We start from the raw sequence: 24,443 nt of genomic DNA, 5'->3' as shown, positions 1-24,443 counted from the left end.
GCGTGCGAAATGTCGAGTGGGGCGCGTGGCGCCGGACGGTGCGCAGTATCGTGCGCGGCGCGCGCCGGATAAACGGATGAAGCGGCATAAGAACTTGTACTGCGCAGTCACGAATCGCTGCCTGCATCGGCGACGTGCGAGCCGGTTTCGCGGAGTAGGGCGAAGGAGCGGAAGTGCAGCGACGACGCGCGGCCCGAATGCCTGTTCAGGCGATCCGGGCCGGCAATGCGGAGGAGAAGGGGCGAGCGCTCGCGCGTGTCGCGCGGCGTGCGCGCTCGCGCGTCGGCGCGACTCAATGACCGCGATAGATCGAGTCGCGGCCGTTGACCGCCGTCGCGCGGCCGGATTCGCTGGTGGTGCGGGCTTCGCTGCCGTAACCGGTTTTGTCGGTGACCGGTGCGGCGTTCGGTGCTGCCTGCGCAACGGCGTTTGCGTGCACGCGCTGTTCGGCGGCGAGGATCGCGGCCGGATACTGGTTGTGGTTCATCGCCGGGGTGTAGCCGACCGCCGCGAGGCCGGCCATCTCGGCCTTCACTTCGGCGCGGGTCAGCGGGTGGTCGGCCGGCTGCGCGAACGACAGCGCCGGTGCGGAAAGGATCAGTGCGGCAACGGTGGAAGAAACGAGCGTTTTCATCATGGGTACCTGTCTGGTCGAGTGAGCCGCAACCGACATCGACCACGTCGATGTCGTTGCGAGTGCACCCAATATAGGTATCGCGGCGCCCGGGAAAAACGGCTGCGGGACCAAATCATTTTTGATCCTGAGTCACGAATCGAGCGGGAATTCGGTCGGCAGCGTTGCCGGCCGGGCGTTTCACCCGGAGCGGACGCCGGGGCCGCCGATCGAAACACGCCGCCAATCGGCCCATCAGACCTCTCGGGACTCAAGTGTGTCGAATTCCGTCTTGGACAGACTTAACCTGCCTCCCTAGACTGAACTCGCTTTCCATCACTCTTTGGAGAAAATCATGAGCCTCAAAGACAAGTTGCCCGGCAACAAGATCCTCGGTTTCGGTACCGCTCCGCTCGGCAACATGTTCCGCAACATCCCCGACGCGGAAGCCGCGGCCACCGTCGAAGCCGCGTGGCAACACGGCATCCGTTATTTCGACTCGGCCCCGTTCTACGGCGCCGGCCTCGCGGAAATCCGCCTCGGCGACGCGCTGGCGAACCATCCGCGCGACGAATACGTGCTGAGCACGAAGGTCGGCCGCGTGATCCTCGACGAAATCGAAGACGTGTCGGCGCGTGATCTCGGCGAAAAGGGCGGCCTGTTCGAACACGGCCGCCCGAACCGCATCGTCAACGACTACTCGGCCGACGCGACGCTGCGCTCGATCGAGGACAGCCTGAAGCGCCTGCGCACCGACCGCCTCGATATCGTGTGGGTGCACGACATCGCGCAGGACTTCTACGGCGACGAATGGCTCGCGCAATTCGAAGTGGCGCGCAAGGGCGCGTTCCGCGTGCTGGGCAAGCTGCGCGAAGAAGGCGTGATCAACGCATGGGGCCTCGGCGTGAACCGCGTGGAGCCGATCGAACTGGTGCTCGACCTCGCCGAGCCGCAACCGGACGGCATGCTGCTGGCCGGCCGCTACACGCTGCTCGACCATGAGCGCGCGCTGCAACGCGTGATGCCGGCGGCGGCCGCGCAGAACGTCGGGATCGTCGTCGGCGGCCCGTACAGCTCGGGCGTGCTCGCGGGCGGGACGCACTTCGAATACCAGAAGGCTTCGCCGGAAATCCTCGCGAAGGTCGACCGCATCAAGGCGATCGCCGCGCGCTACGACGTGCCGATCAAGGCCGCCGCGCTGCAGTTCTCGATGTCGCATCCGGCCACCGTCGCGGTGATTCCGGGCGCGAGCCGTCCGGAGCGGATCGCGGAAGATCAGGCGGCGCTGAACGTGGCGATTCCGGCCGACTTCTGGCGCGAGATGCGCGAACAAGGTCTGATTGCGGCCAATGCGCCGCTGCCGACCGATCGTCGGTCCTGAAGGGTGACGACATGGCGCAGGCCCATGCAGGTATCGAGCTCGCGGCTTCGGCCGATACGGTCTGGCAACTGATCGGCGGCTTCGGGTCGCTGCCCGACTGGCTGTCGTACATTCCCGCCAGCGCGCTGAGCGAAGGCGGGCGCGTGCGGCGTCTCGCGAATCCGGCGGGCGACGCGATCGTCGAGCGGCTGGTCGCGTTCGACGAAGCGGAACGCAGCTATACGTATGCGATCCTCGAGGCGCCGTTCCCGGTCGTGAACTATCGCTCCACGCTGCGCGTACGCGAGCACGGCCCGAACGCGTCGACGGTCGAATGGTCGGGCACGGTCACGCCGCACGGCGTGACCGCCGAGGAAGCCGTCCGGCTGTTCCGCGGCATCTACGCAGACGGCCTCGCGGAACTGGCGAAGCGCTTCGCGGCGGCCTGACGGCGGCACGCTGCATCGTGTGAGCAGGCGCCTGGCGATATCGGGCGCCGTCAGCGCTTTCGTCGCGGATTCCGGCCCGCGGCGAAAAGCGCGCTGATGCTTCCGTGCGGTCCGTCGATCAAGATCGCGTGCTGTGTGAAGAAGATCAGGGCTGCGAAGTTCTGGTGCGCGGCCGGTGCGCGCGCGACCGATGCGTTAGGTATCGCGATGCAATGGCGTGCCGCGTTTTCATGGATTTATTTTTCGACGGTCGCGACGACGTCCTCGCCGGTCAGGATCTCGCGGAAGATGCCGACCAGCGGCCGCAGGTTGACCTTGTGCCACGCGGCCCACAGCGGCGTGCGGTAGCTGAACCACGGCAGCTCGCGCAGCACGACGCCTTCCGGCACCTGCTGTCGCAGGCTCTGCTGGATCATCGTCACGCCGAGCCCGGCGGCGACGAGGCCGAGCGCGGCGAGCGGCTCGGTCGCTTCCACCGAAATGTCCGGCGAAAAGCCGGCCTTCGCGCAGGCCGCGACGAATGCGCCGTGACGCGGCGCGCTGTCCTGCTGCGTGACGCCGATCCACGCCTGCGCGGCGAGATCGTCGGCGACGAGGGTCTTTTTCTTCGCGAGCGGATGCTCGTCGGGCATCGCGAGCAGCATCGGATCGTCCAGCACTTTCGTCGAATCGAGTTCGGGATCGTCCGGCGCCGGCGGCTCGGTGACGAGCGCGATGTCGAGGCTGCGCTCGCGCAAGCCTTCGAGCTGCGCGGCCGATTGATAGTTATACAAAGCGATATGAACGGACGGGCGCTCGGCGCGCAGTGTTTTCAGCGCGCGCGGCAGCACGCCCGAGTGCGTGGCCGTTTCGAGGTAGCCGATGCAGAGGCCGCCTTCGTCGCCGCGACCGAGCCGGCGCGCGAGCGATTCGAGCCGGTTCGCGTGGCGCAGGAACGCGTGCGTTTCGCTGAGAAACGTGCGCCCGTCGCGCGTCAGGCGAATGCGCTGCTGGCTGCGTTCGAACAGCGTGAGGCCGAGCTTTTCCTCGAGCTGCGCGATCTGGCGGCTGAGCGGCGATTGCGAAATATGCAGGCGCTCGGCGGCGCGGCCGACGTGTTCCTCTTCCGCGACCGCGATGAAGTACTGAAGCTGGCGGATGTCGAGCATGTCAGACCTTATCAGACTCAAGATTGACGGATTATGTCCTGAAAGGACTTGTCCGTGCAACCCGGGCGGGATTCACTTTCCTGCCACCGACAGTCGGCGAAGACGTCTGCCGCCGGAGAAAAGCGCGGAGCTTCGCACATGGTCGCGCGAACCGGCTGCGGTGCGACTGCTCGGCGCGACGTGGCACAGCCGAATCGTCGAGCGCTGCGCGACGCAGCGCTCGCATGAGTCGCACGAGCGAAACCAAACCCGCGTGTACCGTCAATTCCCGTACATGTCGAAGTCGAAGTATTTCGACTGGATCGTGTTGTAGGTGCCGTCGCCGCGAATCTGCACGATGGCGCGGTTCAGCGCGTCGCGCAGGTCGGTGTCGGCCTTGCGCCCGCCCGCCGCATCGCCGTTGCCCATGATCTTCGCGTCGTACACCACGCCGCCCGCGAACGAGAAGCCCTTGCCGCGCGGTATCGCCAGGAACCCGAGCTGGCCTTGCACGGCATCCATCAGCACGCCGTCGACGCGCCCGGTGACGAGATCCGCATATGCCTGGTCGTAGCTCGGATACGGCACGACCTCGACCTTCGCGGCCGCCCACTTCTCGCGCGCGTTGCCGTTTCGGCCGGGGTTCCGGCTCAGGCGAGCGCGCTGTCCGTTGCGCGTGTGGCGGATGCGCCGGACGCGGACGACGTGGTTGCGCCCGCATCCTTCCCGCCCGCCAGCCGCCGATAACGCGCGAGCGCCCACAGCGGGAAGTACGCGGTATAGCCGTGATACTTCAGGTAGAAGATGCGCGGGAAGCCCGGCGCATTGTGCGAGCGGTGCCACCAGAAGCCGTCTTCCTGCTGCACCGACTGCAGATACGCGATACCGCGTTTCACCGAATCGGCTTCGCAGTCGCCGAACGCCATCTGCGCGAGCAGCGCCCATGCGGTGCAGTTCGACGTGCTCTCGCCGCCATTCGTGCCGGCCAGCTTCCGGTCGATGTAGCTGTCGTTCGTCTCGCCCCAGCCGCCGTCCGCATGCTGCCGCGCGCGCAGCCAGTCGAGCGCGCGTGCGATATAGGGCTGCGACTTGTCCTCGCCGGCGAGCGCGAGGCCGGCCAGCACGCTCCACGTGCCGTACAGGTAGTTCGTGCCCCAGCGGTCCCACCAGCTGCCGTCGGGCTGCTGCGTGCGCTTCACGTAGTCGATGCAGCGCGCGAGCGACGCGCGGTCTTCCGCGCGCTTCGTCACGCCGAAGCACAGCAGCACGCGGCCCGACACGTCCTCGGTCGGCGGATCGAGCAGCGCGCCGTGATCGGCAAACGGAATAGCGTTCAGATACATGCGGTCGCAGTCCGCATCGAACGCCGCGAAGCCGCCGTTGCGCGATTGCAGCCCGCGCATCCAGTCGAGCGCGCGGGCGACGCGCGACGCATACGGGTGCGTGCCATCCGCGTGGCGATGCGTGCGGCCGCGGCGATCGAGCATCGCGGTCACGAGCGCGCTGTCGTCGATGTCCGGGTAGTACGGGTTCGCGTACTGGAACGCCCATCCGCCCGGTTCGACGTCGGCCGGGACGTTCTCGATCCAGTCGCCGCGCAGGTCGTTCACCTGCCGCTGGGCCAGCCAGTCGTACGCGCGGGCGATGCGTGCATCGAGCTCGCGCCGCGCGCCGGCCGGCTCGCCGGTTTCCGGTGTCGCGACACCGCGCGCCTGTTCGAGCGCCATCGTGCTCCAGGCGGTGTCCCATACCGGCGACAGGCACGGCTGGCAATACACGCTGCCGTCCGGCCGCGTGACCAGCAGCTTCTCCAGCGCGTTTTCGCAATCGCGCCGCAGCGGATGGTCGTCCGGGTAGCCGAGCACCTGCATCATCTGGTAGCTGTAGACGATCGGCGGGAAGATGCCGCCGAGCCCGTCCTCGCCGTTCATCCGTTCCGCGCACCATGCTTCCGCATGCCGGATCGCGTGCTGCCGCAGGCGCTTCGGCAGCAGCGGCTCGATATGGCGGACCGTGCGGTCGAGTGCGAGGAACAGCCGGCGCATGCCGCGCGCGGGCGGGAAGTACTGGCGCTCTTGCTCCGGCGGCGTGACGAACAGCTCGCGGATGGAGACGTTGCGCGGATTGCGCGCACGCGCCTTCAGCGAGCACAGCACCAGCAGCGGCACCATCGTCGTGCGCGCCCAGTACGCGACCTTGTACATCGAGATCGGCACCCACTTCGGGAACAGCACGAATTCGATCGGCATGAACGGCGCCGCGCGCCACGGCACCTGGCCGAACGTCGCGAGCAGGATGCGCGTGAACACGTTCGAGCGTGCCGCGCCGCCGAGCTTCAGGATCGCGTCGCGCGCGCGGATCATGTGCGGCGCCTGTTCGCTGTCGCCGGCCGCCTTCAGCGCGAAGTACGCCTTCACGCTGCACGACACGTCCGGCGCGCCGTCGACGTACAGCGCCCATGCGCCGTGCGTGTCGAGCCGCTGGTTCGCGCGCAGGTAGCGCGCCGTCTTCTCCTGGCGCACGTCGTCGATCCTGTCCATGAAATGCATCATGAGGATGTATTCCGCGGTGATCGTCGCGTCGGATTCGAGTTCGAAACACCAGCTGCCGTCGGGCTGCTGAAGACGCACGAGTGCGTCGCGTCCACGGGCGATGGCAGTGTCGAGCGCGGACCAGGGAGAGGGGGCCGATTTGTTCATGCGGCGGATCATACCATCCAGCCGGAATGTTTATATCGAGACGCGCGGATGCTACCATCCGCCCCATGAAAAAACGCCTCGAACCCGCGCCGCGCGACGTGTCCGCGCCCGTCGAACCGGCTGGAATGCCCGACGCACGGGCGCCCGAAGGATCATCGGCACCGGCCGCCGCCGTGGCCGGCGTGCGGCGAAAAAAAGCGCCGGACCAGGTGCGCGCGCAATTGCTGGCGGCCGCGTCGGAGATCGCGACGCATCACGGCGTGGCCGCGTTGACGCTCGATGCGGTGGCCGAGCGCGCCGGCGTGACGAAAGGCGCGCTGCAATATCACTTCGCGAACAAGCAGGGGCTGCTGGATGCGTTGTTCGGGCAGGCGACCGAGCGGTTCGGCGCGCAGATGGCCGCGCGGATGGCGGCGGATGCCGACGGCAGCGGCGCGGCGGCGCGCGCGTATCTGCATGCGGTGCTCGATGCGGCCAATCCGGCCGCGAGTACCGATGTGCTGCGCGTGCTGGTCGCGTCGATGATCACCGAGACGGACACGCGCGCGCGATGGTCGGTGCCGATGCGCGAATGGACGCGGCCCGACCCGGTGCCGCTCGAGCAGGCCGCGACGCTGATGATCTGCCGGCTCGCGGCCGACGGGTTGTGGATTTCGGAACTGCTCGACAGCGTCGAGGTATCGGCCGAACTGCGCGCCGAGATCGTTCGGCAGCTCGATGCGATGAGCAAGGGCGTGTTCCCGAAGTGATGCGCGACGCAGGGTCGTTGTCGAATGTCGGAGAAGGATGCCATGCCTCACATCATCGTCAAAGCCTGGCCCGGGAAAACCGAGGAACAGAAGCAACGTCTGGCGGACGCGATCACGCGCGACGTGATGGAGATACTCGGTTATGGTGAGGAGTCCGTTTCAGTTGGCTTCGAGGAAATTCCATCGAATAGATGGAAGGAAGATGTCTATCGTCTGGATATCGACGCATGTGCCGGAACGCTGTACAAGAAACCGGGCTACCGGATGTAAGCGTGCATCGCAGGCGCGCCCGCTTCGGCACGGGCGGCTTCGCCACCACCCGTGCCGAAGCGACGACGAAGCGTCGCCGCGCCTATTTCGACGCAGCGCGCGTGAACGACGGGGGCAGTCTGCCCGCTTCCTGACGCGCGATCATCCAGCCGGGATAGCAGGGCGGCAACGCGCTCACGGCGTCGAGACGCGCCAGTTCTTCGTCGGTCAGGACGACATCGACCGCGCCGAGATTGTCGTCGAGCTGGTCGATCCGCTTGGCGCCGATAATGACGCTCGTGACTGCCGGCCTGGCGAGCAACCACGCGAGCGCGATCCGCGCGACCGAGACGTCATGCGCGTCGGCGATCGCGCGCATCTCCACCACGCACGGCCAGGCCCGCTCCAGATCGACCGGCGGAAAATCGAAATAACCGCGCCGCGCACCCGCTTCGGTCGACGCACCGGGGCCGAACTTGCCCGACAGCAATCCGCCGGCGAGCGGCGACCACACGAGCAGTCCCATCTGCTCGTCGACGGCGAGCGGAACCAGTTCGCGCTCCACGTCGCGCCCGGCGATCGAATAGTAGGCCTGGAGCGTCTCGAAGCGCGTGGCGTGAAGCGCGGCACTCAGGCCGAGCGCCTTACCGATCTTGCCCGCGCGCCAGTTCGACACGCCGACATAACGGACCAGCCCCTGCCGCGTGAGATCGTCGAGCGCACGCAGCGTCTCCTCGATCGGCGTGACGGGGTCGCTCGCGTGAATCTGGTACAGGTCGATATGGTCGACCTGGAGCCGTTCCAGGCTTCGCTGCACCGAATCCATGATGTGACCGCGCGACGCGCCCTGGTCGTTGGGGCCCGCGCCCATCACGCCGGCCGTCTTCGTCGCCAGCACGATCTCGTGGCGCGGCACGCCGATGTCCCGCAGCGCCTGCCCGACCACGCGTTCGGCCTGGCCGAACGAATAAATATCGGCGGTGTCGATGAAGTTGATGCCTGCGTCGAGTGCGCGGGCAATCAAACGGTTCGCGTCGTCCTGGCCGACCGCGCCGATCGCCGCCCACATGCCGGCATCCGCGTTGCCGCCCATCGTCATCGTGCCGAGGCACAGCTCGGATACATACAGGCCGGTGCGGCCCAATTGCTTGTATTTCATTGACGCGCCCTTCAGAATCGGCCGGACACAATGCGGGGCGCTGGCCGGTGGCGCCCCGCACGTCGGAATGTCATTCGCCGCGTGACTTGCCGGCCCGCAACTGCCCGGCAATCGCCGCGACGCGTGCGCCATAGCGGCGGGCCGTTTCGAGATCGCCCGGCGACATCTCGTCGGGCGACGCATCGGCCGGCGTCTGCGCCATCGGCGCGATGTAGGCGCCCATGCGGTTCAGGTCGTCGCGTGTCGACGCTTTCAGGTTGGCCGGCTTGATGTCCATGCTGACCCAAATGCCGCCGTGCTGGCCGGCCAGCAGGAAGAAGTATTCGAGCGTATTGAGCTTGTCGCCGTTGATGCTCGCGCTATTGGTGAAGCCGCCGAAGATCTTGTTCTGCCAGCCGCTTTCGAACCAGACCTTCGACGACGCATCCGCGAACTTCTTGAACTGCCAGCTCGGGCCGCCCATGTAGGTCGGCGAGCCGAACAGAATTGCATCCGCGGAGGCCAGCGTGTTCCACGCGTCGTCGGCGAGGTTGCCGTCGGCATCGATCGCGACGAGTACGGCGCCGGCGCCGTCCGCGACAGCGGCGGCCATGCGTTGCGTATGGCCGTAGCCGGAGTGGTAGACCACGACCGTTTTTACCGGCGGATTGTGTTGAATCATGGTGGTTTCCTTTCGTTCGGGTTGTCGTTCAGACGACGTGGGAACTCACTCTACCGAGCCGCAATCGGGTTATAAACGACGACAGATTGAACGTTCTGTTACTTTCCGGATGAACAATGCAGAACCTTGACGCGCTTTTGATTTTTGCCCGTGTCGCCGAAATGGCGAGCTTCACGCGTGCCGCCGAAAGCCTGGGTATTCAGAAAGGACGGGTGTCCATGGTCATCCGCGCACTCGAACGGGACATGGGTGTCGCCCTCCTGCATCGGACCACGCGGCGCGTGCAGCTCACCGAGGACGGCCGTGCGTTCTATGCGCGTGCAACCGACCTGCTCGCCGAAGTGCAGGAATTGCAGTCGATGTTCTCGGGGCGCGGCACATCGCTGCGCGGCAGGTTGCGCGTCGACATGCCCACGGAGCTGGCGCGCAGTGTCGTGGTGCCGGCGCTGCCGCAACTGATGGCCGCGCATCCGGACCTGGAGCTGGAACTTTCCAGTACCGACCGGCGTGTCGATCTCGTTCGGGAAGGGTTCGATTGCGTGATCCGGCTGGGTCCGATCACCGACGAAACGCTGATTGCCCGGCCGCTTGGCAAGCTGCGCATGACGAATGCGGCGAGCCCCGACTATCTGGCGCGGCATGGCGTGCCGCATACGCTCGGCGATCTGCACAGCCAGGGACACAAGATGATCCACTACACGCTGACGCTCGGCGCGCGGCATCCCGGATGGGAATACCCGGACGGCGACGGCTATGCGTGGCTACCGTTGCCCAGCGCGATGCAGGTCAACAGTGTCCAGACTTATCATGCGGCCGGGCTGGCGGGCATCGGGCTGATCCAGGCCGGCTATTCGGCGCTCGCGCATCACATCGAAAGCGGTGCGCTCGTAGAGGTGTTGCCGGACTTGCGTCCCGAGCCGCTCGCCGCGTCGCTCGTCGTCGCGCATCGGCGCAATCTTTCGCCGCGCGTGCGGGCTTTCATGGACTGGATCGGGGGCGTGTTGGAGCCGTACCTCGATTAGCGGAATGGTGGCGTGGTTCGAAGTGCCGGCGGATGCGATCTCTTTGCGTCACGCAAACTTGCCGACATCCACGGCTTCCTGGATGAATCTTTCGGTCGCCAGCAGCGCTTGTTCGATGTCCGCGACGATGGCCCGGTTGTTGACCGGCGCGGTGACACACCATCCCCAGATATCGTCGTCGATTTCATAGTGACCGCGAGCATACGTCCAATAGCTGAAATAGCGGTCCTGCGACAAGGCGACCTGCGGGTCGTCGAGGCCGTCCGGATGCGCGAGCCGGACGGCATGCAGCGCATCCCGCAGGATCGCGGCGAGATCCGGAAAGTCGGCTGCGCGATGGTCGTCGAGTACCTCGACCAGCAGATCGCTCCCGTGATACACCGGCCGAACCCGGAATCGAATCAGGCTCGTCATCGCTCGTCTTTCCGTTGCGAAAGCGCGGGGTGATCCAGCTCGCCTGCCGTCGATTCCAGAACGAACGCCGAAATGGCTTCCACCACGCCGTTCGCCAAAGGAAGATCCGGGTTCGAATACGCGGCCAGGTTTTCGTCGAGCGCGGCAGTGTGAACGGTCTTGAGCACGTGATTGGCATTCGCGACAATCGTCAGCCGGGCGCATGGACTAGCGTCCTTCAACCGTTGCGCGTCCTGCACGCCAATCTGAATATCCCGCGCGCCCTGCACGATCAGCACCGGCTTCGTATAGCCGGCCAGCAGGGCCGCCGGATCGATGGCCAGTTCGCTCATCAGGAACCGCTGAACCTGCGGCCTGAACAACGGCATCAGTGCGGGATCGATGCCGGTCGCGTCGACCGTCTTCCCGGCTTCGAGCGATTCGAGTATCGACATCGCGTTGCCGAGAACGGCGGCATTCGCGGGGTTCGACTGCAGTTGCTGCGCCAATACCTGTCCGAGCGGACGTCCCGGCGTGGACACGAGGATCAAACCGCAGGTGTCGGCGGTTTGCCGCGCCGCCGACAACGCAACCCATCCTCCCTCGCTATGCCCCAGCACCCATACGCGGCGCGCACCGGTTCGCGTCCGGATCGCCGTCACCCACGCGCGGACGTCTGCTGCGTAGTCGTCGATCGTGACGTCGTCCGCATCCGCGATCGCCGATGCGCTACCGTACAGGCCGCGCTTGTCGATGCGAACCGACGCGATGCCTTGATCGAGCAATCCTTCGGCAAGCAAACGATAGGTCGATGCCTGGATGCCGTAGGGATTGTTGCCGTTGCGGTCGGTCGGACCCGATCCCGGCACGATCAGCACCACCGGAACATCGTCCGCAGCCGGAGACAACAGCGTGCCTTTCAGCGGGCCGGCCGGCCCCGGTGTTTCGATTTCTGTCTGCATCATCTGTGAAGGGCCTTCCGAATCCGTGTGGCGATGAACATCAGGCACGGCATCAACGCGCCGAGTCCCGCGCCTCGTCAAGCATCCACTCTGCAAACGCCCGCACCGGCGCCGCGCTCAATTCGATCGGCTCGGGTAGCACGAGGCAAAAGTTTTTCGTAATCGCTTTGCCATCGGGCCAGGGCGCGACCAGCCGCCCTTGTTCAAGCTCGGCCTCGATGTAAAGGCGCGGCACCAGTGCGACACCCAGGCCGGCCAGCGCTGCCTCGATCAGCATCGAATGGAGATCGTATCGCGGGCCGACCGCCGAATTGGTCAGCTCGATGCCGGTCTCCTGTGCATAGAGTTGCCACGCGTCCGGATTCTGCCGCCGGTGAAGGCGCGGCAGCGCATCCAGCGACGGAGTCGCGCCAGCGCGTTCGACGAGCGCCGGACTGCAGACGGGCACCAGCACCTCTTCCAGCAGCGGATACAGATGCATGCCGGCCCAGGCCGGATGCTCGAAATGAATGGCCGCGTCGAACCCGCTGCCGGCCAGGAGGAAGGGTTCCATCCGTTCGGCGATGTGCACGGTGATGGTCGGATGGCGATCCTGAAAGCGCTTCAGCCGCGGGATCAGCCAGCGGGTCGCGAAGGTCGGGCTCGCGGCGATGTCGATGCTCGCGCCTTCGACGGGCTGCCCCATCAGATACAGGCTGTCCCGTTCCAGCCGATCCAGAATCTCGCGCACCTGCACCGCGTATCGCGTGCCGTTCGGGGCAAGCCGCACCCGGTTGCCGACGCGCTCGAACAGCGTCACGCCGAGGAACGCTTCCAGCCGGCCAATCTGGCGACTGACGGCGCCCTCGGTGCGCGCCAGCTCGTCGGCGGCGCGCGCGAAGCTGCCGTGTCGGGCCGCGGCTTCGAAGGCCAGCAGCGCGGAATTGCTCGGGATCTTGCGTCGCATCGGGGTCTCGCCGGTCGGGGCGCGCTCGACTGTCAGCTTGAATAAATATCATTGAAGGCTGACTTTAAGTCGATATCTACGCGAAAAACGGCAGATTAGCATTACGTCACTGCACTGAATATCCCGCATTCGAAGCGCTGGATGCGGATCCGTCACACAGGACAATCCCATGATCTATACCGTGGAATGCAGCTTCGCCGACGCTGACAGCGAAGCCGAATGGAACGACTTCTACAGCGTTGAAAAGCTGCCGGCCCTCATCTCGGTCGCCGGCTTTCACACGTCGCAGCGTTTCAGGGCGATAAGCGACGGTTGCCCGGTTTATCTGGCCGTTCACACGATCGACGGCCTCGACGTGCTGACCGGCGATGAATATCGGCAGAAGGGCGGCGGCAATTTCGCGCGGTGGCAGCAGCACATCACCGACTGGCATCGCAACCTCTACAGCGATATCAGTCGTGCGCCGGCGGTCGATGCCGACGAACTGCTCGTGCTGAGCGCCAGCGGGCCCGACTCGCTGATCGAACTGGGCCTGAAGCCGCTGGCCATGCAGGTCGTGGCGTTGGAGCAGTTTCCAGCACGCCGCTGGCTTGCGGTCTTGCCGCGGCGCGACGCGCCACTTGCCGGCAACGTGCCGGCCGGCCTCGACCTGTACGCACCGATGACGGCGCAATTGACGAAGAAGGCCCACGATGCCTAACGTGACTTTCCATATCGATGCGGACCGTATGCCGCCTGACGCGCGCCTCGCCGAACTTTCCGGCGACTGCATCGAACTCTGTACGCGTGTCCTTTACGCAGAAGTCCGGAACGTCCACGTCATTTACGTGGCGGTTCGGCACGGATGCGGGCATCCCGTTTTCGCGGACATCCGGTATCGCGTGGAATCGTCTCGCCCGCCCGCGGTCATGAACGCGTTCATGGAAGCGCTGGATCACGCCATCGTGCGCCGCACGGGGCTGACGGCGCGCATCCGTTGCTTCGGTCATGCCGTGCCGAACCTTCACGCCCGAAACTAGCCGCGCCGGAGAAGCATGATGTCCAACGTTACGTTTCCAGGCCAGCGTGTCGGGGATTTCACGATCACCGCGATCAGCGACGGCTACCTGACGGCCAGCCTCGATTTCCTGTCGAATATCGACGTGACCGACGCGGCCGGGATGCAGCGTGCGGCCGGGCAGCAGGCGCCGTCCGCCGTGCATATCAACTGCTACGTGGTGCGTGCAGCGGGCCGCACGATTCTCATCGACGCCGGGGCCGGCGGCATCAGGCAATGGGGCGGCCGCCTGCAGGACAATTTGCGGCTCGCCGGCATCGATCCGGCCGCGATCGACACCGTGCTGCTCACCCACGCCCATCCCGACCATGTCGGCGGGCTGGTGAATGCCGCCGGACAGGTGGCGTTTCCGAATGCGGAGCTGGTCGCGCATCGACGCGAGGTCGAATTCTGGCGGGACGACGGCAATCTGAGCCGCGCCAGCGAGCGCGCGCGCGGCAATTTCCGGATCGCGCGTCAGGCATTCGACGCTTACGGCGACGCGCTCCGGACCTTCGATGCAGGCGAGGTGCTGCCCGGAATCGCTGCCATGCCGCTACCGGGGCATACCGACGGACATACCGGATATGTGCTCGAATCCGGCGATCAGGGCCTGCTCGTGTGGGGCGACATCGTGCATTTTCCGCACATCCAGATCGAGCGGCCGGACGTGTCGATTGCGTTCGACCAGGACGCGTCGCAGGCGGCGACGACGCGTGCGCGGCTGCTCGACCGGGTCAGCTCGGAAGGGCTGCTGATCGCCGGCATGCATTTGGGGGAAGCCGGGTTCGCGCGAATCAGGCGAACGAACGGCGAATACGGCCTGTTTTACGAGACCGACGCGTGACGCGGTGCCGGCGTTTCCATCCGTGTATGTCGAGGACACCGATTCAACTTGTCGACGGGCGCTCGCGGCGCACGCGATCCCGCTGGAAGCGCCCGCCGACAGGCCGGACGGCGACGGGCGGGCGATGGTGAAGGACGCGTGCGGAAACGTTTGGCGGATCGCCACGCACCGGCGGGACCTGTCGGCCGGCGCGATTCGTTCGAGGCTCGGCGACGGTGAGTCGCCGCGCTGCTGCCGCCCCCTCTGTCGCAATCGTCAAGATTCGCGTCGCGTGCGGATAAAAGCCGCCCGTTCCCCGCGCCGTTAACCCGTTCGCAGCCCCTCGCGCCGCGTATTGCGTCACGGCGCGCGTCGTTCGTGTTCCGGAATTCACCTCCGCCACTGGCCGTGCCCGGCCGGCTCAAGGGAACGTCATGCGAAAACAACTCACTATCCGTGGTGGACTCGTCGCGACCATCGCCGGCTATACCGTGCTGCTCGTGCTGGTGGTCGGCGCCTGCATCGCGGCTCTCTACATCGGCAACGGCTCGCTCGAGGCGATGTACCGCGACGACACCGCGTCGCTGCTGCACCTGAAGACCAGCTCCGAGCGGATGCTCGTGCTGCGCGAACGCATGAGCGACGTCGCGCAGATCATCAGCGCCGGCCAGCCCGCGAAGGAGGAAGTCGCGCAACTTCACACGCTGCTCAAGCAGAGCAACGACGAACTGGATGCGTACACGCGTCTGCACGCGCGCGACGCCAGCGAGCAGGCGCTGTTCGATACGCTGCAGAACCGCCGGCGCGCGCTGCTCGACCGCGTGTTCCTGAAGGCGCTGTCGCAGCTCGACGGCGACGACGCATTCAACTTCCTCGACACGCAGCGCACCGCGCCGCCCGCGTTGTTCGCCGCCTACCAGGCGGCGATCGACGCGCTCGAATCGTTCCAGGTCACGCGCCAGAAGGCCCGCTACGATGCGGCCGGCGTACATTTCCACCGGATCGTGTGGGGGATGGGGGCGGTCGCGGTGCTGGCGCTCGTCGTCGGGTTCCTGGCGCAGCGCGTGCTCGCGAAGGCGATCATCGAGCCGATCAAGCTTGCGGTCGCGCAGTTCGAGAAAATCGCGAAAGGCGACCTGACCGGCGCCGTCGTCGTGCCGGGCGAGAATGAGATGGCGTATCTGCTGAATGCGCTGAAGCGGATGCAGGACGGCCTCGTCGATACCGTGAGCCAGGTGCGCGCGAGCACCGAGACGATCGTCGGCGACGTGCGCACGATCGCGAGCGGCAACGTCGATTTGTCTGCACGCACCGAGCAGCAGGCCGTGTCGCTGCAGCAGGCGGCCGCGAGCGTCGAGCAACTGACGGCGGCCGTGCGCCAGAACGCGGACAACGCGCGCGATGCGCGCACGTACGTCGAGGGCGCGGCGGGCATCGCGTCGCGCGGCGGCGAAGCGATGCAGCGCGTCGTCGAGACGATGTCGGACATTTCGCACAGCTCCACGCGCATCTCCGGCATCGTCGGCGTGATCGAGAGCATTGCGTTCCAGACGAACATCCTCGCGTTGAACGCCGCCGTCGAAGCCGCGCGTGCGGGCGAGCAGGGGCGCGGTTTCGCGGTCGTCGCGACCGAGGTGCGCGGGCTCGCCCAGCGCTGTGCGGCGGCGGCGAAGGAAATTCGCGACCTGATCGGTCATTCCGCGCGACGCGTCGAAGACGGCAGCGGCCTCGTCGCACGGGCCGGCTCGGCGATGGCCGAGCTCGTCGCGGCGGTCGAGCGTGTCAACGCGATCATGGGCGAAACCAGTCAGGCATTCGACGAGCAGTCGTCGGGCATCGAGCAGGTGAACGCCGCGGTGATCCAGATGGAGCAGACGATGCAGCGCAATGCCGCGCTGGTCGAGGAGGCGGCGGCCGCGGCGCTGTCGCTCGACGAACAGGGCGCGCGGCTGAGCGCGGCGGTCGCGCAGTTCCGTCTGCGCGAAGCGGCGCTCGCGTGACGGGCGGGCTTATTGCGGCGCGTCCGGCAACGCGTACTCGAAGCGGTACGCATGCTGGCCGTTGTCGATGTCGATGAGCATCGCGCCGGACAGCCCGAGCAATTCGTCCGTTCCGGAATCGGGCACGACCGTGATCGACTGCGTCGGCTGCCCGCGCGTCATGGTGGAGCTGTGCTGCAGGACGAAGCTGCCCTTGCGTCCGCCGAGCACGCCTTTGACGGTTTCCATCGCCACGTAGCCGGCCGAACCCTGAACGCTGCTGCGAAACGCGAGCATTTCTCCGTGGCTGACGGCTTCCAGATCGCCGTGAAAATGCTTGTCCAGCGACATGCGGCCGAGCCCGCTGTTTTCTGCGACGTGACTCAGGGGTTCCGGATTCAGCTTCACTTCGAACGGACCGCGTGCCTGCAGTTTCATGACTGTGCTCCTCGTTGAATGGGAAATCGGCACTATAAGCCAACGCGGCGACGATGGGCCGATCGCGGTGCGTCAATCGTCGCCCGATCGATAAAGCGCTTGCAACTGCGACAACTCGTCGATGAATCGATCCTTGAGTGCCTGCGGCCCGAGGATCTTCACGTGCGCGCCGTACCCCAATAGCTTGCGTGCACCGTGCTCGATCGATTCGATCGGCATCAGCAGCGCTTTCCATCCCGGCGGGACCTCCGGGCTGCCGGCGTCCTGCGATACCGGTGCGGTCTTGATCCGCGCGTTGGCCAGCCAGGTTTCGCCGCGCGGCGACACGGCGATATGGGCGGTCAGCCGATGGAGATCGGCCTCGTATCGGCTCATCGCGTCACGCCAGTGCGCGGCGAGATCGAATCGCGCGGGGCGCTTGAAACGGTGATGCGTCGCGTCGAGTTCGAGGATGTTCGCCACTCGGAAGGTGAGTGCGCCGGCCTTGCCGACCACCCTGGCAACCAGGTACCAGGCGCCGCCCTTGAGTACGAGGCCGAGCGGCTCGAGCGCGCGGCGGGACACGCCGCGCCAGCTCTGGTACTTCACGTCGATACGGTACGCACCCCACACCGCATCGGCGACTTCGCGCAGACATTCCGGCATTTCCTGCGCGCGGTACCAATCCACGGTATCGACATGCAGCCGGCTGGCGACGCGATCGGCCTGTTCGCGCGCGCCCGGCGGCAGGCTCGCGATCATCTTCAGCCGCGCGGAGGTCGCCATGCCGTCGAGGCCCAGTTCGCTCGCCGGCCCGGGCAGGCCCGCGAGCATCAGCGCATGCGCTTCGTGCTCGGTGAGCCCCGTGAGATCGGTGCGCCAGCCGTCGCGCAACTGAAAGCCGCCATTGCGGCCGCGATCGCCCCAGATCGGCACGCCGGCCGTCGAGAGCTGGTCGATATCGCGCAGGATCGTGCGCTCGGACACCTCCAGTGCTTCGGCCAGCGCGGGCGCGGTCATCCGGCCGCGCGCTTGCAGCATCATCATGATCGACAACAGGCGGCTCGCTTTCATACACGGCACGTTACCGCAAATACATGACATCGGGTGTCGTGTTTTCGGGCTTATGCTTTGCCGCATCCCCGATCCGTTTCATCGAAGCGAAGATCCATCATGAAAATCATTTCAGGACCGCTGAGCATGTTCGGCGCCAAGGTCGAGATTGCGGCGCACGAGAAGGGCATCGATTTCGAGCTGGCGATGGCGCCGTTCAGCCAGCAGCGCGGCTACGATCCCACGCATCCGGACGTATTGCGGATCAACCCGAAGCGCCAGGTGCCGGTGCTGATCGACGGCGCGCTGGAGATTTTCGATTCCACGCAGATTTTCGAGTATTTCGAGGACATGAAGCCGGAACCCGCATTGTGGCCGGCGCATCCGGCGGCACGCGCGGTTGCGCGTCAACTCGAACATGGCAGCGACGAAGTCTATTTTCCGCATGTCGTCCGGCTGATGGGGCTTGAAGATACGCCGGACGTTCCGGCGGCGCGGGCCGCGCGCGCCGAAGCGGCGCGATACTACCGGCGCATGGAGCGCGTGCTCGCGGATCGTGAATTTCTGGCCGGGACCTATTCCTTCGCCGACATCGCGTTCTACATGGCGCAGCTGTTCGGCGCCCGCAAGGGGGCGCCGATGACTGAAGAGACGCCCAACCTGCTCGCGTGGCGCGCGCGAATGACGGCGCGCCCCGCGGTGCGGAAAGTGGCCGGTGCGATGGCCGCGTATCTTGCGTCGATCGGGGAAGCGGTGCCCGATTTTCTTCGCGACCTTCATTGACTGCGCACGACGGCCCACTGATTCGCCGACGTAACGACGCGCCGGCAAGTCGCGCCACCGCAGTCCGACATGTTCCTCTACTCGCCGCCTTGACCTTGAAGTTGACTTGAGGCTTAGAGTGCTTGCCGACGACAGTGAATCGGCAGGCTTCGGGTGTTGCCTGCCACGGTCGACGATCGACGGGAGACAACGAACATGGACAGGCGTTTTACACAGGTCGAATTCGGGCCGCATACGGTCGACGTGCCCGAGGGCGGGTACTACGACCGGTTCCGGTTGACGTCCTCGTCCGCCTAAAGGCGGAGGATTCCCACACCTGGCGATGCACGTCCGCATCGGAGAATGTTCAACGCAGCGTTGGTATCTCGATCATGCTCGGCACCACAGTCACTGCAGGCCCACTCTCTTATTCTCAGTCCCGCGATACCTTTCGGCCGCGTCGTGCTGTCTTTCGATCCGCACGCCGAACAGGACTGGGTCGAACCGCTTTCGTCGACTTCCTCGAACGTGGCTCCGTGCGCGATCGCTTTGTAGCGGAGCTTGTTTCGGAAGGACGACCAGGACGCGTCGTAGACGCTCTTCGCCATCCTGGTTCTGGCAAGTTTGACGACAGATACGTTGCCAACCGCGATGTAATCGAACCGCCGCACCAGATCGAGCGCGATCTTGTGTTGAAAATCGGCACGGGCATTCGCCACCGTGGCGTGCAGCTTCGCGATATGCCGCTTGTGCTTTCGCGCCCGCTGCGCTTTCGCCAGCTTTTCCGCCGCTCGTCGACCGAACGGGTCATTGGGCAGCTTCTCGCCGGTCGAAAGTGTGGCGAAGTCTTTCAGGCCGAGATCGATGCCGACACCGGAAAGGACCGGGCGGGCCTGCACATCGGGCATCTCGATCACGATGTTGAGAAACCAGTTGCCGCGTGCATCCTGCGCAAAGTTGGTCCCGTCCTTGATCTTGCCTTCGGGAAGCGATCGGCTGTTGAACACGCGAAACGTATTGCCGGCAAAACGAAACGCGTCGCCCTCGCGCTTCAGGTCACGCCCCTTCAGCGGCACCCAGCCCAGCGATTTCCTGCCGCGATAGCGCAGGTAGGGCCGACGGTGCTGACTGCGCGACTTCGCATATTGCTCGCACGTCGCGTTGATCGTGCCGGAGTGGATCCCGAGTTCCTTGCTGCTTCCCGTTGTCAGCACGTTCAGATCGAATCCCGTCGGCCACTTCTTGCTCCACTTGAGCGCGTGCTTCTGCGTGTCATTGCAGAAGTTCCAGACGTAGTTCACCGCACGGCTCTGCTTGTTGAGCAGTCCGTTGAGCGACTTCACGCGGTAGCGGTAGACAAGGATCATGCCGGTGATGCTAACCCGTGGAAGAAGCTGCCTGTCAACAGCACGCTTTTCCTTCCCGCCATCAATGGCGAGGTTTCTCGGAGCAAATTCTGATGAATCCGGACCTGGACGCGGTGGCGCGCGACCCCGCCGCGGGGAACATCGATTTTTTCCGCCGGATTCCGAAGCGTCAGGTGGCGTCGCGGGTCGGCCCGACGTGGGCGCCAAACTTCTACTATCGCTCCAGCAGCATTCAGCTGCTGTTCCTTGCGCCGCTCGAACGCCTGCGCACCATGCTGCCGGTTCCGCTCGAACCGCTGCGGGCGCTGCCCGGATACGGGCTCGTCGCGCTGACGTTCTTTTCGTACGCGGTCTGCGACAACGATCCGTATGACGAAGTATCGGTCGCGGTGGTGATCCGCCGGCCCGGCGCGAAAGGCTCGCACGCGCTCGAGCTGATCGACTCGATGCGGCGCCGGAGTTTCTTCGCGCACGTGCTGGCGCTGCCGGTCACGGCGGAAATCGCGCGGGTGCGCGGCGTGCACGGCTACCAACTGCCCAAGTGGCTGGCGGATATCGACGTGAACATCGGCGCCACGGCGCGCGCGTGTATCGCCGGCCCCGGCGGCCGGCCCGATCTCAGCCTGAGCGTGCCGCTGCCCGCGCTGACCAGCGTGCCGTCGCAATCGCACATGGGCACGACGACGATGGTCAACCGCATCGACGGCGCATGGCATCAGTCGTCGGTGCAGACCAACATGCTGTCGTTCGCGCAGCGCCTGTTGCCGCGCAACGTCGAGCTCGTGCGACACGGTGGGCCGCTGAGTCAGTTGCTCGACGGGCTTGGTGCGTCCACAATCGTGCGTCTCGACGTGGTCGAGGATGCGCAACTGGTCCTGAATCTGCCGACGCCGTTGACGGCCTTCGACGAACCTGGAAAGTCACGCTAACGATACGAATGCGTGCGACGTGCGCGCGCCGAAGGAGTCGTCCATGCCGCAACCGACCTACGATCTCGTCGTATTCGGCGCCACCAGTTTTGTCGGGCAGATCCTGACCCGCTATCTGTCCGACTATCTGTCGGACGCCGGTGCCGGCGAGACGCTGCGCTGGGCGATCGCGGGCCGGTCCGACGCGAAGCTCAGGCAGGTCAGGGATACGCTCGGCGCGGCTGGGCAGTCGGTGCCGATCATCGTCGCCGACGCGGCCGACGAAGCGCAGCTTCGGGCGCTGTGCGCGCAAACGCGGGTGGTCGTGTCCACCGTCGGCCCCTACGCGCTGTACGGCGAGCCGCTGGTCAGGGTCTGCGCGCAAACCGGTACCGACTATTGCGATCTCACCGGCGAGACGCAGTGGATCAAACGGATGATCGACAAGTACGAACCCGTGGCCCGGCAATCGGGTGCGCGCATCGTGCATTGCTGCGGCTTCGATTCGGTGCCGTCCGACATGGGCGTGTTCTTCCTGCAGCAGCAGGCGCGGCAGCAGTGGGGCGTGCCGGCCGCTCACGTGAAGATGCGCGTGAAAACGCTGAAGGGCGGCGCGTCGGGCGGCACCGTGGCCAGCGTGATCAACGTGGTGCGCGAAGCGGCGGCCGATCCTGCATTGCGCAGGCAACTGCTCGATCCTTATTCGTTGTGTCCGCAACGGCATGGTTTCACGGTACGCCAGCATGCGGTTCGATCCGCCGAATTCGATCGCGACTGCGATGCGTGGATCGCGCCGTTCGTGATGGCGGCGATCAACGAGCGCGTCGTGCACCGCTCCAATGCACTGGCCGGCAATGCATACGGCAGCCGCTTTACCTATGACGAAGCCGTGATGACGGGCGCGGGCCTGAAGGGGCGCGTGACCGCGCTGACGATGGTGGCGGGCCTCGGTGCGTTCATGGTGGGCGTCCTTATCGCGCCGGTGCGCGGCGCGATGGAGCGTTTCCTGCTGCCGAAGCCCGGCGAGGGGCCGAGCGTCGACGCCCAGCAGGCCGGCCGCTACGATTTGCGCTTTTTCGGCCGCGCCGACGACGGACGAACCTTGCGTGTGAAAGTCACCGGCGATCGCGACCCCGGCTATGGCTCCACCGGCAAGATGCTCGGCCAGGCCGCGATCAGTCTCGCGCTCGATTGCAGTCGTGACGGTGTGAAGACCGGGCGCGGCGGCGGTTTCTGGACGCCCGCGACGATGTTCGACGAACGCTATATCGTGCGTCTGGTTCGCCATGCGGGGTTGCGTTTCGAGGTGGTTTGAACGTAGTCCCCGCCGGCGATTCGAGCCGGGCGAATACGCTCGCGTGCGCTACCGCTACACTCGGCCGCGCTTGCCCGCGCCCGTGCGGGCAGCCGTCTCGTCCAGAATCGTCGCGGCGAATTCGGCGGCCGCCGGCATCCGCGCGTCGTGCATCATCACGAATTCCATCTCCGGCAGTTCCGGCAAACCTTCGGGCAAGCCCAATTCGCGAAGCGTGTCGTCGATCGCGCTGCGCGGCACCGGCGCGATCGCGATGCCGGCCCGTGCGAAGGTCCGGATGCCGGTCACGCTCGGGCTTTCGCACGCGATCCGGTAGCGCATGCCGGCCAGCGCGAGCGCCTTGATGGCGGCGCCGCGGTACGGGCACGGATCGGGGAAACATGCGAGCGGCACGTCGCCTTCCGGAAGCGGCTCGTGGCGCGCGAACGCCCAGACGAGCGGCTCTTGCCACAACGTCGCGCCGTGCCCCGAGTGCGAGCACCGGCTGCCGATCACGAGATCGAATTCGCCGTCGGCGTGCCGTCGAAACAGGCTGTCGCCGATGTCGACGACGAGATCCAGCCGCAGGCCGCGCCGCGCGGCGCCATGACGGCGCATCAGGTCCGCGAGCCAGCCGCCTGCAAAGTCCTCCGACACGCCGATCCGCAGCTTGACGTCGACGGCGTCACCCGTTCCCAGCCTGGCCCGTGCTTCCTCGCTCAGATTGAGCATCGCGCGCGCGTAGCCGAGCAGTGTCTCGCCGTGCCCGGTGAGCGTGACGCTGCGCGTGTTGCGCACGAGCAGCGCCTGGCCGACCTGTTCTTCGAGGCGAACGATCTGCGCGCTGACCGCGGACTGGCTGAGGTTCAGCCGGCGCCCGGCGCCGGTGAAGCTGCGCACGTCGGCAACCGCAACGAACGTATGAAGGAGGGCCGTGTCGAGAGGAGGATTCATTCATCACCAATATGGGTTAATTTGATCAATTAATATCGTTTCCGGATTATAGGTCGCCCCGATAGGCTGCGAAGAACAGTGGGCGAGCGCGCATCCCGCGCGCCGTCGTCACTCCTGGCAAGGACCGGCTGCATGACACGCGTGCTCTATATCGAAGGCTCACCCAACAAGGCCTATTCGGCGTCCATCGAGGTGTGCGATGCGTTTCTCGACGCGTACCGGCATACCCATCCCGATCACGAGATTCGGAAGCTCGATATCTGGGATCTGCCGATGCCCGAATTCGACGGCGCCGCGCTGGCCGCGAAATATGCCGGACTGAGCGGCACCGCGTTGACGCCGGAGCAGGCGGCTGCGTGGCAGCAGATCGAACGGCTCGCGGCGCCGTTCCACGAAGCGGACAAATTCCTGTTCGGCGTGCCGCTGTGGAATTTCAGCATTCCGTACAAACTTAAGCACCTGATCGACGTGATCTCGCAGAAGGATGTGTTGTTCACGTTCGACGCAGCGGGGTTTACCGGCAAGCTGGCCGGAAAAAAGGCGGCGGTTGTCTACGCACGCGGGCTTGCCTACCAGTCGCCGGGGTCGTTTACGCCGGCCGCCGAGTTCGATCTGCAGCGCCCTTACATGGAAACGTGGCTCAAGTTCGTGGGCGTGACGGACATCACGGGAATCGTCGTCGAGCGCACGTTGTTCGGCCCGGACGGGAAGGTCGACCGGAGCCGGGCGATCGACGAGGCACGGACGATCGCACGGACGTTCTGACGTTGCCGGCGCGGGGCACCCGGCGCGGAGCATCCGGCGCCCCTCATCCGGCGCAGGTCGAGTGTCAGCGCCCGCCGCGTGCGATGGCGAGCGCGACGCCGAAGCCCACCAGCAGGCATCCGAACGTGCGATCGATCCAGTGCCGCAGCGACAGCAGGCGATCGCGGACCGCCGTGGCCGAGAAACAGAGCGCCACGAGGCTGAACCAGCCGGCATGTGCGGCCGCGATGAAGGCGCCGTAGCCGATCTGCACGATCAACGGCGTGTCGGGCCGGACGGCCTGCATGAACAGGCTGACGATGAACACCGTGGTTTTGGGATTCAGCGCATTGGTCAGGAATCCCGTGCGCAGCGCGGCGAGATCGGACAGCGGCGCCACGCGGGTGTCGGCTTGCACGCCGCCGGCTTTCGTCATGAGCATCTTTGCGCCGAGGTAGATCAGGTAGATCGCGCCGATCAGCTTGACGGCGTTGAAGAGCCACAGCGACTGACGGATCAGCAGCCCGACGCCCAGCAGCGTGTAGCTCACGTGGACCGTGACGCCGAGCCCGATCCCGCAGGCGGTGAGTACGCCGGAACGGCGCGACAGCATCAGGCTGTTGCGCGTGACCATCGCGAAGTCCGGCCCCGGGCTGATGACGGCCAGCAGCGTAATGGTGATTACGACTATCAGTTCGGTCACTACGTTTCTCC

The 24,443-nt window shown here is 65.9% G+C and carries 26 protein-coding genes and 1 pseudogene; 13 read left to right on the top strand and 14 right to left on the bottom strand.

The genetic code is table 11. The annotated features are described in order from the left end of the window. Positions 1 to 292 precede the first annotated feature (292 nt). A complete protein-coding gene (locus tag HWX03_RS06560; RefSeq protein WP_175870736.1) occupies positions 293 to 637 on the bottom strand; it encodes a DUF4148 domain-containing protein in 345 nt (114 codons plus the stop codon). Between the two features lie 331 nt (positions 638 to 968). On the opposite strand from HWX03_RS06560, the gene HWX03_RS06555 reads away from it, so the two are divergent. Together HWX03_RS06555 and HWX03_RS06550 are read left to right on the top strand one after the other, a co-directional pair. After that, a complete protein-coding gene (locus tag HWX03_RS06555; RefSeq protein ID WP_175820887.1) occupies positions 969 to 1,994 on the top strand; it encodes an aldo/keto reductase in 1,026 nt (341 codons plus the stop codon). A gap of 11 nt (positions 1,995 to 2,005) precedes the next feature. Continuing rightward, positions 2,006 to 2,422: an SRPBCC family protein gene (locus HWX03_RS06550; RefSeq protein ID WP_175870735.1), complete on the top strand. Its 417-nt coding sequence runs from the start codon at positions 2,006 to 2,008 to the stop codon at positions 2,420 to 2,422. 236 nt (positions 2,423 to 2,658) lie between these two features. Here HWX03_RS06550 and HWX03_RS06545 read toward each other — a convergent pair whose 3' ends face one another. From HWX03_RS06545 to shc, 3 genes and pseudogenes are all read right to left on the bottom strand, one after another. Beyond that, on the bottom strand, positions 2,659 to 3,570 hold the full coding sequence (locus HWX03_RS06545; protein WP_175870734.1) for a LysR substrate-binding domain-containing protein: 912 nt from the start codon (positions 3,568 to 3,570) through the stop codon (positions 2,659 to 2,661). Positions 3,571 to 3,831: 261 nt separating this feature from the next. After that, a pseudogene (locus tag HWX03_RS06540) lies at positions 3,832 to 4,173 on the bottom strand (transporter substrate-binding domain-containing protein); the annotation flags it as partial. A 26-nt stretch (positions 4,174 to 4,199) separates the two neighbouring features. Continuing rightward, the gene (gene shc / locus HWX03_RS06535) at positions 4,200 to 6,260 is read right to left on the bottom strand and encodes a squalene--hopene cyclase (RefSeq protein WP_175870733.1); all 2,061 of its coding nucleotides are present in this window, start codon (positions 6,258 to 6,260) and stop codon (positions 4,200 to 4,202) included. 53 nt (positions 6,261 to 6,313) lie between these two features. Between shc and HWX03_RS06530 the strand changes: the two genes are divergently transcribed. Beyond that, positions 6,314 to 6,997 (top strand): TetR/AcrR family transcriptional regulator, encoded by a 684-nt coding sequence (locus tag HWX03_RS06530; protein ID WP_175870732.1) that lies wholly within the window; start codon positions 6,314 to 6,316, stop codon positions 6,995 to 6,997. A 42-nt stretch (positions 6,998 to 7,039) separates the two neighbouring features. Next, positions 7,040 to 7,267 carry a tautomerase family protein gene (locus HWX03_RS06525; RefSeq protein WP_175870731.1) on the top strand — a complete coding sequence of 76 codons (228 nt, stop codon included), beginning with the start codon at positions 7,040 to 7,042 and terminating at the stop codon, positions 7,265 to 7,267. An 82-nt stretch (positions 7,268 to 7,349) separates the two neighbouring features. Here HWX03_RS06525 and HWX03_RS06520 read toward each other — a convergent pair whose 3' ends face one another. Together HWX03_RS06520 and HWX03_RS06515 are read right to left on the bottom strand one after the other, a co-directional pair. Further along, complete coding sequence (locus tag HWX03_RS06520; RefSeq protein WP_175870730.1) at positions 7,350 to 8,405, bottom strand: aldo/keto reductase; 1,056 nt, start codon at positions 8,403 to 8,405, stop codon at positions 7,350 to 7,352. Between the two features lie 70 nt (positions 8,406 to 8,475). Next, the gene (locus HWX03_RS06515) at positions 8,476 to 9,066 is read right to left on the bottom strand and encodes a flavodoxin family protein (protein WP_175870729.1); all 591 of its coding nucleotides are present in this window, start codon (positions 9,064 to 9,066) and stop codon (positions 8,476 to 8,478) included. Between the two features lie 116 nt (positions 9,067 to 9,182). On the opposite strand from HWX03_RS06515, the gene HWX03_RS06510 reads away from it, so the two are divergent. Then, positions 9,183 to 10,088, top strand: a complete 906-nt coding sequence (locus HWX03_RS06510) for a LysR family transcriptional regulator (protein WP_175870728.1) — start codon at positions 9,183 to 9,185, stop codon at positions 10,086 to 10,088. Positions 10,089 to 10,136: 48 nt separating this feature from the next. Here HWX03_RS06510 and HWX03_RS06505 read toward each other — a convergent pair whose 3' ends face one another. From HWX03_RS06505 to HWX03_RS06495, 3 genes are read right to left on the bottom strand one after another with little or no spacing between them, the layout of a single operon-like run. Further along, positions 10,137 to 10,502 (bottom strand): hypothetical protein, encoded by a 366-nt coding sequence (locus HWX03_RS06505; RefSeq protein ID WP_175870727.1) that lies wholly within the window; start codon positions 10,500 to 10,502, stop codon positions 10,137 to 10,139. Beyond that, the gene (locus tag HWX03_RS06500; protein ID WP_175870726.1) at positions 10,499 to 11,446 is read right to left on the bottom strand and encodes an alpha/beta fold hydrolase; all 948 of its coding nucleotides are present in this window, start codon (positions 11,444 to 11,446) and stop codon (positions 10,499 to 10,501) included. Before HWX03_RS06500 ends, HWX03_RS06505 begins: the two co-directional genes overlap by 4 nt. Before the next feature lie 49 nt (positions 11,447 to 11,495). Beyond that, a complete protein-coding gene (locus HWX03_RS06495; protein WP_175870725.1) occupies positions 11,496 to 12,389 on the bottom strand; it encodes a LysR substrate-binding domain-containing protein in 894 nt (297 codons plus the stop codon). 169 nt (positions 12,390 to 12,558) lie between these two features. Between HWX03_RS06495 and HWX03_RS06490 the strand changes: the two genes are divergently transcribed. The 4 genes from HWX03_RS06490 to HWX03_RS06475 all read left to right on the top strand — a co-directional run bounded on the left by HWX03_RS06490 (position 12,559) and on the right by HWX03_RS06475 (position 16,251). Continuing rightward, positions 12,559 to 13,089: a sugar ABC transporter gene (locus HWX03_RS06490; protein WP_175870724.1), complete on the top strand. Its 531-nt coding sequence runs from the start codon at positions 12,559 to 12,561 to the stop codon at positions 13,087 to 13,089. Then, a complete protein-coding gene (locus tag HWX03_RS06485) occupies positions 13,082 to 13,408 on the top strand; it encodes a hypothetical protein (RefSeq protein WP_175870723.1) in 327 nt (108 codons plus the stop codon). Before HWX03_RS06490 ends, HWX03_RS06485 begins: the two co-directional genes overlap by 8 nt. A gap of 18 nt (positions 13,409 to 13,426) precedes the next feature. Beyond that, positions 13,427 to 14,272, top strand: a complete 846-nt coding sequence (locus tag HWX03_RS06480) for an MBL fold metallo-hydrolase (protein WP_175871134.1) — start codon at positions 13,427 to 13,429, stop codon at positions 14,270 to 14,272. A 413-nt stretch (positions 14,273 to 14,685) separates the two neighbouring features. Continuing rightward, the gene (locus HWX03_RS06475; protein ID WP_175870722.1) at positions 14,686 to 16,251 is read left to right on the top strand and encodes a methyl-accepting chemotaxis protein; all 1,566 of its coding nucleotides are present in this window, start codon (positions 14,686 to 14,688) and stop codon (positions 16,249 to 16,251) included. 9 nt (positions 16,252 to 16,260) lie between these two features. Here the strand turns inward: HWX03_RS06475 and HWX03_RS06470 are convergent, their stop codons facing one another. Both HWX03_RS06470 and HWX03_RS06465 read right to left on the bottom strand, forming a co-directional pair. Further along, on the bottom strand, positions 16,261 to 16,668 hold the full coding sequence (locus HWX03_RS06470; RefSeq protein ID WP_175870721.1) for a DUF3224 domain-containing protein: 408 nt from the start codon (positions 16,666 to 16,668) through the stop codon (positions 16,261 to 16,263). Between the two features lie 72 nt (positions 16,669 to 16,740). Next, complete coding sequence (locus HWX03_RS06465; RefSeq protein ID WP_175870720.1) at positions 16,741 to 17,721, bottom strand: YafY family protein; 981 nt, start codon at positions 17,719 to 17,721, stop codon at positions 16,741 to 16,743. A 99-nt stretch (positions 17,722 to 17,820) separates the two neighbouring features. Between HWX03_RS06465 and HWX03_RS06460 the strand changes: the two genes are divergently transcribed. Further along, positions 17,821 to 18,483, top strand: a complete 663-nt coding sequence (locus HWX03_RS06460; protein WP_175871133.1) for a glutathione S-transferase family protein — start codon at positions 17,821 to 17,823, stop codon at positions 18,481 to 18,483. A 293-nt stretch (positions 18,484 to 18,776) separates the two neighbouring features. Here HWX03_RS06460 and HWX03_RS06455 read toward each other — a convergent pair whose 3' ends face one another. Beyond that, the gene (locus tag HWX03_RS06455; RefSeq protein WP_175870719.1) at positions 18,777 to 19,829 is read right to left on the bottom strand and encodes an RNA-guided endonuclease TnpB family protein; all 1,053 of its coding nucleotides are present in this window, start codon (positions 19,827 to 19,829) and stop codon (positions 18,777 to 18,779) included. A gap of 17 nt (positions 19,830 to 19,846) precedes the next feature. Between HWX03_RS06455 and HWX03_RS06450 the strand changes: the two genes are divergently transcribed. Both HWX03_RS06450 and HWX03_RS06445 read left to right on the top strand, forming a co-directional pair. Next, positions 19,847 to 20,758 carry an acetoacetate decarboxylase family protein gene (locus HWX03_RS06450; protein WP_175870718.1) on the top strand — a complete coding sequence of 304 codons (912 nt, stop codon included), beginning with the start codon at positions 19,847 to 19,849 and terminating at the stop codon, positions 20,756 to 20,758. 43 nt (positions 20,759 to 20,801) lie between these two features. Then, the gene (locus HWX03_RS06445; protein WP_175870717.1) at positions 20,802 to 22,052 is read left to right on the top strand and encodes a saccharopine dehydrogenase NADP-binding domain-containing protein; all 1,251 of its coding nucleotides are present in this window, start codon (positions 20,802 to 20,804) and stop codon (positions 22,050 to 22,052) included. A gap of 54 nt (positions 22,053 to 22,106) precedes the next feature. Here HWX03_RS06445 and HWX03_RS06440 read toward each other — a convergent pair whose 3' ends face one another. Next, complete coding sequence (locus HWX03_RS06440) at positions 22,107 to 22,985, bottom strand: LysR substrate-binding domain-containing protein (protein WP_175870716.1); 879 nt, start codon at positions 22,983 to 22,985, stop codon at positions 22,107 to 22,109. Between the two features lie 132 nt (positions 22,986 to 23,117). Here HWX03_RS06440 and HWX03_RS06435 point away from each other — a divergent pair, with 132 nt between their 5' ends. Further along, entirely contained in the window at positions 23,118 to 23,750 is a 633-nt protein-coding gene (locus HWX03_RS06435; RefSeq protein WP_175870715.1) for an NAD(P)H-dependent oxidoreductase, read from the top strand. A 64-nt stretch (positions 23,751 to 23,814) separates the two neighbouring features. Here the strand turns inward: HWX03_RS06435 and HWX03_RS06430 are convergent, their stop codons facing one another. Further along, positions 23,815 to 24,432 (bottom strand): LysE family transporter, encoded by a 618-nt coding sequence (locus HWX03_RS06430; RefSeq protein WP_175820915.1) that lies wholly within the window; start codon positions 24,430 to 24,432, stop codon positions 23,815 to 23,817. Between the last annotated feature and the right edge of the window lie 11 nt (positions 24,433 to 24,443).

Source organism: Burkholderia sp. BCC0397 (assembly GCF_902832865.1).
Lineage (GTDB): Bacteria > Pseudomonadota > Gammaproteobacteria > Burkholderiales > Burkholderiaceae > Burkholderia.
This window is presented reverse-complemented; position numbering and strand designations above follow the sequence as displayed.

Bases quoted from the DNA above. Each gene is read 5' to 3' on its own strand.
- HWX03_RS06455 (WP_175870719.1), bottom strand. From the start codon at position 19,829: ATGATCCTTGTCTACCGCTACCGCGTGAAGTCGCTCAACGGACTGCTC.
- HWX03_RS06465 (WP_175870720.1), bottom strand. From the start codon at position 17,721: ATGAAAGCGAGCCGCCTGTTGTCGATCATGATGATGCTGCAAGCGCGC.
- HWX03_RS06520 (WP_175870730.1), bottom strand. From the start codon at position 8,405: ATGAAATACAAGCAATTGGGCCGCACCGGCCTGTATGTATCCGAGCTG.
- HWX03_RS06435 (WP_175870715.1), top strand. From the start codon at position 23,118: ATGACACGCGTGCTCTATATCGAAGGCTCACCCAACAAGGCCTATTCG.
- HWX03_RS06490 (WP_175870724.1), top strand. From the start codon at position 12,559: ATGATCTATACCGTGGAATGCAGCTTCGCCGACGCTGACAGCGAAGCC.
- HWX03_RS06475 (WP_175870722.1), top strand. From the start codon at position 14,686: ATGCGAAAACAACTCACTATCCGTGGTGGACTCGTCGCGACCATCGCC.
- HWX03_RS06460 (WP_175871133.1), top strand. From the start codon at position 17,821: ATGAAAATCATTTCAGGACCGCTGAGCATGTTCGGCGCCAAGGTCGAG.
- HWX03_RS06440 (WP_175870716.1), bottom strand. From the start codon at position 22,985: ATGAATCCTCCTCTCGACACGGCCCTCCTTCATACGTTCGTTGCGGTT.
- HWX03_RS06515 (WP_175870729.1), bottom strand. From the start codon at position 9,066: ATGATTCAACACAATCCGCCGGTAAAAACGGTCGTGGTCTACCACTCC.
- HWX03_RS06470 (WP_175870721.1), bottom strand. From the start codon at position 16,668: ATGAAACTGCAGGCACGCGGTCCGTTCGAAGTGAAGCTGAATCCGGAA.
- HWX03_RS06480 (WP_175871134.1), top strand. From the start codon at position 13,427: ATGTCCAACGTTACGTTTCCAGGCCAGCGTGTCGGGGATTTCACGATC.
- HWX03_RS06555 (WP_175820887.1), top strand. From the start codon at position 969: ATGAGCCTCAAAGACAAGTTGCCCGGCAACAAGATCCTCGGTTTCGGT.
- HWX03_RS06545 (WP_175870734.1), bottom strand. From the start codon at position 3,570: ATGCTCGACATCCGCCAGCTTCAGTACTTCATCGCGGTCGCGGAAGAG.
- HWX03_RS06445 (WP_175870717.1), top strand. From the start codon at position 20,802: ATGCCGCAACCGACCTACGATCTCGTCGTATTCGGCGCCACCAGTTTT.
- HWX03_RS06485 (WP_175870723.1), top strand. From the start codon at position 13,082: ATGCCTAACGTGACTTTCCATATCGATGCGGACCGTATGCCGCCTGAC.
- HWX03_RS06550 (WP_175870735.1), top strand. From the start codon at position 2,006: ATGGCGCAGGCCCATGCAGGTATCGAGCTCGCGGCTTCGGCCGATACG.
- HWX03_RS06560 (WP_175870736.1), bottom strand. From the start codon at position 637: ATGATGAAAACGCTCGTTTCTTCCACCGTTGCCGCACTGATCCTTTCC.
- shc (WP_175870733.1), bottom strand. From the start codon at position 6,260: ATGATCCGCCGCATGAACAAATCGGCCCCCTCTCCCTGGTCCGCGCTC.
- HWX03_RS06500 (WP_175870726.1), bottom strand. From the start codon at position 11,446: ATGATGCAGACAGAAATCGAAACACCGGGGCCGGCCGGCCCGCTGAAA.
- HWX03_RS06495 (WP_175870725.1), bottom strand. From the start codon at position 12,389: ATGCGACGCAAGATCCCGAGCAATTCCGCGCTGCTGGCCTTCGAAGCC.
- HWX03_RS06525 (WP_175870731.1), top strand. From the start codon at position 7,040: ATGCCTCACATCATCGTCAAAGCCTGGCCCGGGAAAACCGAGGAACAG.
- HWX03_RS06510 (WP_175870728.1), top strand. From the start codon at position 9,183: ATGCAGAACCTTGACGCGCTTTTGATTTTTGCCCGTGTCGCCGAAATG.
- HWX03_RS06505 (WP_175870727.1), bottom strand. From the start codon at position 10,502: ATGACGAGCCTGATTCGATTCCGGGTTCGGCCGGTGTATCACGGGAGC.
- HWX03_RS06530 (WP_175870732.1), top strand. From the start codon at position 6,314: ATGAAAAAACGCCTCGAACCCGCGCCGCGCGACGTGTCCGCGCCCGTC.